This window comes from Streptomyces sp. NPDC031426, from assembly GCF_055581585.1.
Window position 1 is genome coordinate 1 of the sequence record NZ_JBVIJE010000062.1, and the last position, 7,177, is coordinate 7,177.

Genomic DNA, 7,177 nt, shown 5'->3' on the forward strand with positions numbered 1-7,177 from the left:
CCCGCTGGAACAGCTCCCACAACCCGTCCGGCACCATGCGTTCGACCATCACCACACGGTGCAGATTACCCAACACTCCAAATGAGACGACGTCTTAGAGGCGTATTACGAGCCGACGTTTTCCGATCGGTCCCATGGATTCCGTCCCCGCCGTGGCTGCCACACTGCTTTGCGAGAAGTGGACCACACCTGGACCGGGACGTCCTGGTTCATCGAAGGGGACATCGCCGACTGCTTCGGCAGTCTGGACCACCAGGTCCTGCTGTCGATCCTCGGCGAGAAGATCCATGACCAGCGGTTTCTGCGGCTGGTGCGCAACATGCTCAAGGCCGGATATCTGGAGGACTGGAAGTGGGGTGCCACGCTCTCCGGAGCGTCGCAAGGCGGAGTGGCCTCCCCGGTTCTGTCCAACATCTACCTGCACAAGTTGGACGAGTTCGCTGAGACAGTTCTGATTCCGGAGTACACCCGAGGAAAGCGCCGGGCCAGGAACCCGGCCTATCTGGAGTTGCAGAATCTGCTGGCGAAAGCCTGTCGGCGCGGTGACCGGGTCCAGGCCCGTGCGCTGCGTCAACGGATGGTCAGACTGCCGAGTGCGGATCCGAATGATCCGGCATATCGCAGGCTGCGCTACATACGCTATGCCGACGATCATCTCCTTGGTTTCACCGGACCGAAAGCCGAGGCCGAGCAGATCAAGCAGTGCCTGGCCCAGTTTCTGCGCGACGAACTCAAGTTGGAACTGTCCCAGGAAAAGACGCTGATCACTCACGCCCGCACCGGGGCAGCGAGGTTCCTCGGCTACGAGATCACGACCCAGCACAACGACACGAAGAAGACTAGCCGTTACCGTCGGGTCAACGGCCAGATCGCTCTCCGCGTCCCACGGGATGTGATCAAAGCCAAGTGCGCCCCCTATCTCGCGCGCGGAAAACCCGCGAAGAAGACGGCCCTGACTAACAGCGGCGATCACGCGATCGTGGCAACCTTCGGGACCGTTTACCGGGGCATTGTCCAGTACTACCTGCTTGCCGGAGATGTTTTCCGGCTGCACCGACTGCAATGGGTCATGGAAACCTCCATGCTCAAGACCCTTGCGGCCAAGCACCGTTCGACAGTGTCGAAGATGGCAGCCAAGCACAAGGTCAGAATAGACACGCCCAACGGGCCGCGAGTCTGCTTCGAGGCCCGTATCGAGCGGAAGAACAGGAAACCATTGGTGGCACGGTTCGGTGGGATTCCCCTCCAACGGCAGCGAACGGCGGAACTCGCCGACCACGAGCCGGTTCGAGTGGACTATCCGCAGAAGGAACTCATCGCGAGGCTCCTGGCGGATACCTGCGAGATCTGCGGAAGCAAGGGCAACGTTCAGGTGCACCACGTCCGTGCTCTCGCCGACCTCGCTCACGCCGGATGGCAGCCTTCCGACTGGGCGCGCGTCATGCTTCACCGGCGCCGCAAAACCGTCGTGGCCTGCGACACCTGCCACGACCGTATCCACTCAGAACGGCCAGCCAGACCATTCACGCAGTAGTCACTGGAGAGCCGGATGACCGGGAAACCGTCATGTCCGGTTCGGCGGGAGGCCGCGCGGAACAGGACTCGCCCACAGCGAGCACCTCGCCGCGCGGCCGACCCAACCGGCTGGCTGATGCACCACCGCCGTCTCGCACGCGATTACGAGACCCACCCCCACCGCTCCGAAGCCATAATCCACGTCGCGATGATCGACCTCATAAGCCGACGACTCACCCGCGAATCGACCCCGAACTGGCGCGACACCTGAACCTCGAACCAAACAACCTCGCCGGGACAAAACGCTCTTTTAGTCCGGAAAAGGAGTGGTGTCCGGGCGCTCGGCTCCGTCGAGCAACCCCCGGACGGCGTCGTTGAATCCCGCCGTGTCGGTCAAGCCGAAGGCCACACGCTGGAGCAGGAATCCGTGCAGCAGACCGATCAATACCCGTGCGCCGCTCTCCGGCTCCACGGTTTGGACAGCGCCCGCCGCTTGTCCGCGGCGCAGGGCGTCGGCGATGCTGCGACGGACCCTTTCGAAGCCCTCCAGGGCGCGGGCGTGCAGGCCGTCGTTGCGCAGCAGTTCCGACCAGGTCTGCACGACGCACTGCAGCAGTTCCTCGACCGGCACCACCTGCCCTGCGGCGTCTGTGACGGTCTCGGCACCCAGTGCCTGAAGGGAGGCGGCGACCAGGTCGCCCAGGGAAGGGGCGTCAGCGGCCACGGCCACCCGTTCCATCGGCTCGAAGATCAGCCGGAAGGCGTCCGCGGCGATGGCCAGGATGATCTCCTCCTTGCTCGCGAAGTAGCGGTAGGGGGCACCCGCAGAGACACCGGCTGCGGCGGCGATGTCCGGCATCGAGGTCTGGTGGAAGCCGCCCCGCGCGAAACACCGGCGCGCTGCCGCCACGATCTGTGCACGCTTGGCTTCCCGACGCTCGGGCGTGATGCGCGGCATGGCCCGCCTCCCTCAAAGTGAATGATCATTCATCTTGACATGGGACCATATCGGGCCCATCGTGAAAATGAAAGGTCATTCACGGAAGCGAGGATCTTGATGAGCATCGAGCTGACCATCGGCACCTACCGGTACGAGCACACCGAGGCGCTCTTCGACGGCCGCGTGAAGATCGACGGGGTGGACGCCGCCCTTGAGACGGAGCCCCTGGTCTCGGACCTCTTCCGGCACATGCTCGAAGGCCGCTACGAGATAGCGGAACTCGGCTTGACCTACTTTCTGCGCACCTTCGACCTGGAGGACGCGCCATTCATGGCGCTGCCGATCTTCCCGAACCGCAACTTCCGGCACTCCGCCATCTTCGTGAACACCGAGGCGGGGATCGAGAAGCCGCAGGACCTCGCCGGCAAGACACTCGGCGAGTTCGCCCTCTTCGGACACGACGCCGGGGTCTGGCCCAAGGGCATCCTGTCGGACGAGTACGGCGTGACCGCCGACCAGTGCCGCTGGGTCATCGGCGGCACCAACCATCCCATCCCCGCGTTCGACTGGCTCCCACAGCCGGTGCCGGACGGCGTGCACGTGCGGCACGCCGACGACGGCCAGACCCTGGGCGCCATGCTCGAGTCCGGAGAGATCGACGCGCTCATCTCGGTCGACGTGCCCCAGGCTATGGTGCGGGGATCGACGAAGATCGTCCGGCTCTTCCCCGACTATGAGAACGTCGAGCGCGACTACTACCGGCGCACCGGGATCTTCCCCCCGATGCACATCGTCGCGGTCCGCAAGGACCTGGTGCACCGTTCCGAGGACCTGCGCTCGGTCTACCGCGCCTTCCTCAAGGCCAAGGACCTGGCCGAACGCAAATACATCGAGGACGCCCCGAAGCAGCACATGAGCCTGGTGACCCCCTGGTTCAGCAGCCTGTTCGAGCACAACCACAGCCTGCTCGGCGAGGACTGGTGGCCCTACGGCCTGCACGCGAACCGCAAGGCGGTCGACACCTTCCTGCGCTACCACCACGAGCAGGGCCTCTCCAAGCGCCTGCTGACCAGCCGCGACATCTTCATCCCCGAGTTCCTCGACACCTAGTGTGATGCGCCAGAAATCACGAGGGTTAGTTGATACCTTCTTTCCGTGGCGCATCGAGGTCCTGCGGCTGTGGAGATCGTTCTTTCTGAGGACGAGCGTGTCGAACTTGTGCGCCGGGCGGGGCTGCCGGACCGGCGCACGGCTGAGCGGGCCCGAATCATCCTGGCGTGCGCTGACGGGATGTCGAATGCGGGTGCTGCGCAGGTTGTCGGCGCCGGCGTGAAGACGGTCCGCAAGTGGCGCGGGAAGTTCGCTGCTGAGCGGCTGGCGGGACTTGAGGACGAGGGCCCCATCGGCCGGCCGAAGTCTGAGCTGGTCCTGACCGAGGACGAGCGGGCCCAGCTGGTTCGCTGGTCGAGGCGGGCGAAGACCGCCCAGTACCTCGCGCTGCGGGCGAAGATCGTGCTGCGGTGCGCCGAGGGCGTGACGAACAAGCAAGTCGCAGCCGATCTGGGGGTGGACCAGTCGACCGTGGACCGCTGGCGAGCCCGCTTCGTGGCCGATCGCCTCGACGGCCTGCAGGACGAACCACGCACCGGCAGGCCGCCCTCGATTCTGCTCGACCAGGTCGAAGACATCATCGTCGCGACCCTGGAGTCCGCCCCGGGCAAGGACACCCACTGGTCTCGGGCCTCCATGGCCGCCCGCACCGGACTGTCGAAGTCCACCATCGGGCGGATCTGGAAGAGGTTCGACCTCAAGCCGCACCTGCAGGACGCCTTCAAGCTCTCCACCGACCCGCAGTTCATCGAGAAAGTCGTCGATGTTGTCGGGCTGTATCACAACCCACCAGAGCGGGCAGTGGTGTTATGCGTCGACGAGAAGAGCCAGATCCAGGCGCTGGACCGCTCACAGCCGGTGCTGCCGATGATGCCCGGGATGCCCGAGCGGCGTACCCACGACTACCTGCGGCACGGCATCACCAGCCTGTTCGCCGCCTTCAACATCGCTGATGGCACCGTCATCGGCGAACTCCACCGCCGCCACCGGGCCAGGGAGTTCAAGAAGTTTCTGGTCACGATAGACAAGGCAGTGCCCGCCGCACTCGACGTCCACCTGGTGTGTGACAACTGTGAGGATCATGGGGTGCCGCAGGGGGCCGGAGCCTGACCCGTGTGACAACTGGCCAAAGATGCCTTGGTGTAGAACTGTCGGCTCCGGCCCCCCGCGGTGACGTACTGCCGCCGGCCCGGTGAACGTGTCCCGATAGGGGCTTTGCCGCACAAAGCACCGTCACAGTTCTGACCGCCCACCGGACCGGTGTCAGCCACCAGACCCAGTCCAAAGGGAGCCTCGTGACCGTCACCAGCATGCCCCAGGCGACGCTGCCCGCGCAGCCAGTCCCGGACGCGGCCGAGGAGGTGGTGCTGGGCGTGGACACCCACAAGGACATCCACGTTGCCGCCGTCATCACAACCCTGGGCGCCTCGCTCGCCCACCAGGAGTTCCCGGCCACCGCCGCCGGATATCATCAACTGCTGGCTTGGGCACGGTCGTTCGGCGTCCTACATCGGGCCGGTGTCGAATGCACGGGGTCCTACGGATCCGCGCTGACCCGGTACCTGCGCAGGGAAGGCATCGAGGTCGTCGAAATCAACCAGCCCGACCGTGCCACCCGGCGCAAGCGCGGCAAGACAGACGCCGTCGACGCCGACGCAGCCGCTCGCGCCGTGCTGTCCGGACGCGCCACCACCGTGCCGAAGACCGCGGATGGCCCGGCAGCGGACATGCGGGTCCTGCGGCTGGCCAAGGAATCGGCCGTCAAGGCCCGCACCCAGGCACTGAACCAGCTCAAGGCCGTCCTGCTGGCCATCGACCCGGACCTGCGCGAACTGCTCACCGGCCTGAGCAATCCTGCGCTGGTCGCCACCTGCGCGGCCCTCGATGCCGGTGACCGGGGCGAGGCCGTCTTCACGATGCGCCTGCTCGCCCGCAGAGTCCAGCACCTGTCCGACGAGGTCAAAGAGCTCACCCGGCGCACCACCAGGGCCGTCCGCTCCTGCCGGCCCCAGATGCTGGACCTGATCGGTGTCGGGCCCGACAGCGCCGCAGTCCTCCTCATCGCCGCAGGTGACAACCCTGACCGGATCACTGACGAGGGATCCTTCGCCGCCCTGTGCGGCGTCAGCCCGGTCGAGCAGTCCTCCGGCAAGACACAACGACGGCGCCTGAACCGCGGCGGCAACCGCCAGGCGAATGCCGCCCTCTACCGCATCGTGATGACCCGCATACGCTGGGACGAACGCACCCAGAAGTACCTGCAGCGACGCACCGCCGAGGGCATGTCCAAGCGCGAGATCATCCGATGCCTCAAGCGGTACGTCGCCCGCGAGCTCTACCGCCACATCCAGCCCTCTTCTGCGGCTTGACGAAACATAGGGGCTTCTACGTCACCCACAAGACCCCCGAGATCCAGCAGTGGCTCGCCCGACACCCTCGCTTCCACGTCCACTTCACACCGACCGGCTCCTCATGGATCAACCAGGTCGAGCGGTGGTTCGGCCTGCTGACGGACAAACTCATCGCCGCGGCGTCCACACCTCCGTCCAGGCCCTCGAGAACGACATCCGCGACTGGATCGACACCTGGAACGAGAACCCCAGACCATTCACCTGGACCAAGACCGCCGACGAGATCCTCAAGTCCCTCGCCGACTACCTCGCCAGGATCACCCCACCCAACAGCCAAACCAAGACCAACTAACCCTCATGATTTCTGGCGCATCACACTAGTGGCTCTGCTCGGATGGTTGACCCGGTAATCCATTGGGGCCAAGGGGCTTCGCTGGCTACGCTTCCCGGCGTGAATCCCGTGATCGACGTCTTGGCTTCCTCTGAAGTGGACTGTTTGGAGCGCCTCTGGGGGCAGCTCTTGGTCCACCACAGCCGGGAGGCCCCACATCTGGCGGCTCTGGGCGCGGTTCGCTCGCGTAAGGACTCATGGCGTCTGCGACGGGGGCAGTACCTCGAATGGATGCAGGAGCCGCTCACCGCGGTAATGGTCGCTCGGGATGGAGATCACCTACTCGGCTATGCGGTAGTGCGCATACTCCACGCCCTGGGATCATGGCAGTGGGGAGACCAAGTCGGCGTCCTGGAAACCCTCGTGGTCGATGACGAGGTCCGCGGCGCCAGAGTCGGGCAGGCCCTGCTCAGGGCCGCCCGCCAGCGTCTCGCCGAGTCGGGTGTCCAGGTCATGAAGATCTCCGTCATGGCAGGCAACGACGGTGCCCTGCGCTTCTACCGGCGTGAAGGCGCCGTCGACTTCGTGGAGACGCTGGTCATGCCCGTCTCGGAGTGACGGCGTAGGGCGGATTGGCGCCTGCGCGGACGGTTCTGCTCGGGCCAGGTCCGGCGGACTCGTCACGCGGCCTTGGCCGGGTGCTGAGTCCACGTACGGATGGGAGTCGGGAGCGAAGCGGGTCTTAGGATCGGCACGCGCGTTGCGCCATCGGATGTAGGCGGCGATGGCGACGCAGGTGAGGCCCCGTTGCTGCGGTGCTTCGCCTGGTCCTGGCGCCGCCTAGCGGCGCCAAAAACCCAAAAAAAACCCCCCCCCCCCCACCCCAAAAAAAACACAACCCCCCCCCCCCCCCCCCCCCCCCACCCCCAG

The 7,177-nt window shown here is 65.5% G+C and carries 5 protein-coding genes and 3 pseudogenes; 7 read left to right on the forward strand and 1 reads right to left on the reverse strand.

The features are described 5' to 3' along the window. Positions 1-91: 91 nt before the first annotated feature. Positions 92-1,534: pseudogene (locus tag ACZ5NH_RS44375) on the forward strand (reverse transcriptase/maturase family protein); the annotation flags it as partial. A gap of 108 nt (positions 1,535-1,642) precedes the next feature. After that, positions 1,643-1,786: pseudogene (locus ACZ5NH_RS44380) on the forward strand (IS5 family transposase); the annotation flags it as partial. 39 nt (positions 1,787-1,825) lie between these two features. Here the strand turns inward: ACZ5NH_RS44380 and ACZ5NH_RS44385 are convergent. Beyond that, entirely contained in the window at positions 1,826-2,473 is a 648-nt protein-coding gene (locus ACZ5NH_RS44385; protein WP_468784048.1) for a TetR/AcrR family transcriptional regulator, read from the reverse strand. Positions 2,474-2,572: 99 nt separating this feature from the next. On the opposite strand from ACZ5NH_RS44385, the gene ACZ5NH_RS44390 reads away from it, so the two are divergent. From ACZ5NH_RS44390 to ACZ5NH_RS44410, 5 genes and pseudogenes are all read left to right on the forward strand, one after another. Further along, positions 2,573-3,565: a 4,5-dihydroxyphthalate decarboxylase gene (locus ACZ5NH_RS44390; protein ID WP_468784050.1), complete on the forward strand. Its 993-nt coding sequence runs from the start codon at positions 2,573-2,575 to the stop codon at positions 3,563-3,565. Positions 3,566-3,634: 69 nt separating this feature from the next. Beyond that, positions 3,635-4,675 (forward strand): IS630 family transposase, encoded by a 1,041-nt coding sequence (locus ACZ5NH_RS44395; RefSeq protein ID WP_468784052.1) that lies wholly within the window; start codon positions 3,635-3,637, stop codon positions 4,673-4,675. A 200-nt stretch (positions 4,676-4,875) separates the two neighbouring features. Then, complete coding sequence (locus ACZ5NH_RS44400; protein ID WP_468784061.1) at positions 4,876-5,934, forward strand: IS110 family RNA-guided transposase; 1,059 nt, start codon at positions 4,876-4,878, stop codon at positions 5,932-5,934. 17 nt (positions 5,935-5,951) lie between these two features. Then, a pseudogene (locus tag ACZ5NH_RS44405) lies at positions 5,952-6,268 on the forward strand (transposase); the annotation flags it as partial. Between the two features lie 42 nt (positions 6,269-6,310). After that, positions 6,311-6,865 (forward strand): GNAT family N-acetyltransferase, encoded by a 555-nt coding sequence (locus tag ACZ5NH_RS44410; protein WP_468784053.1) that lies wholly within the window; start codon positions 6,311-6,313, stop codon positions 6,863-6,865. The last annotated feature ends 312 nt before the right edge of the window (positions 6,866-7,177 follow it).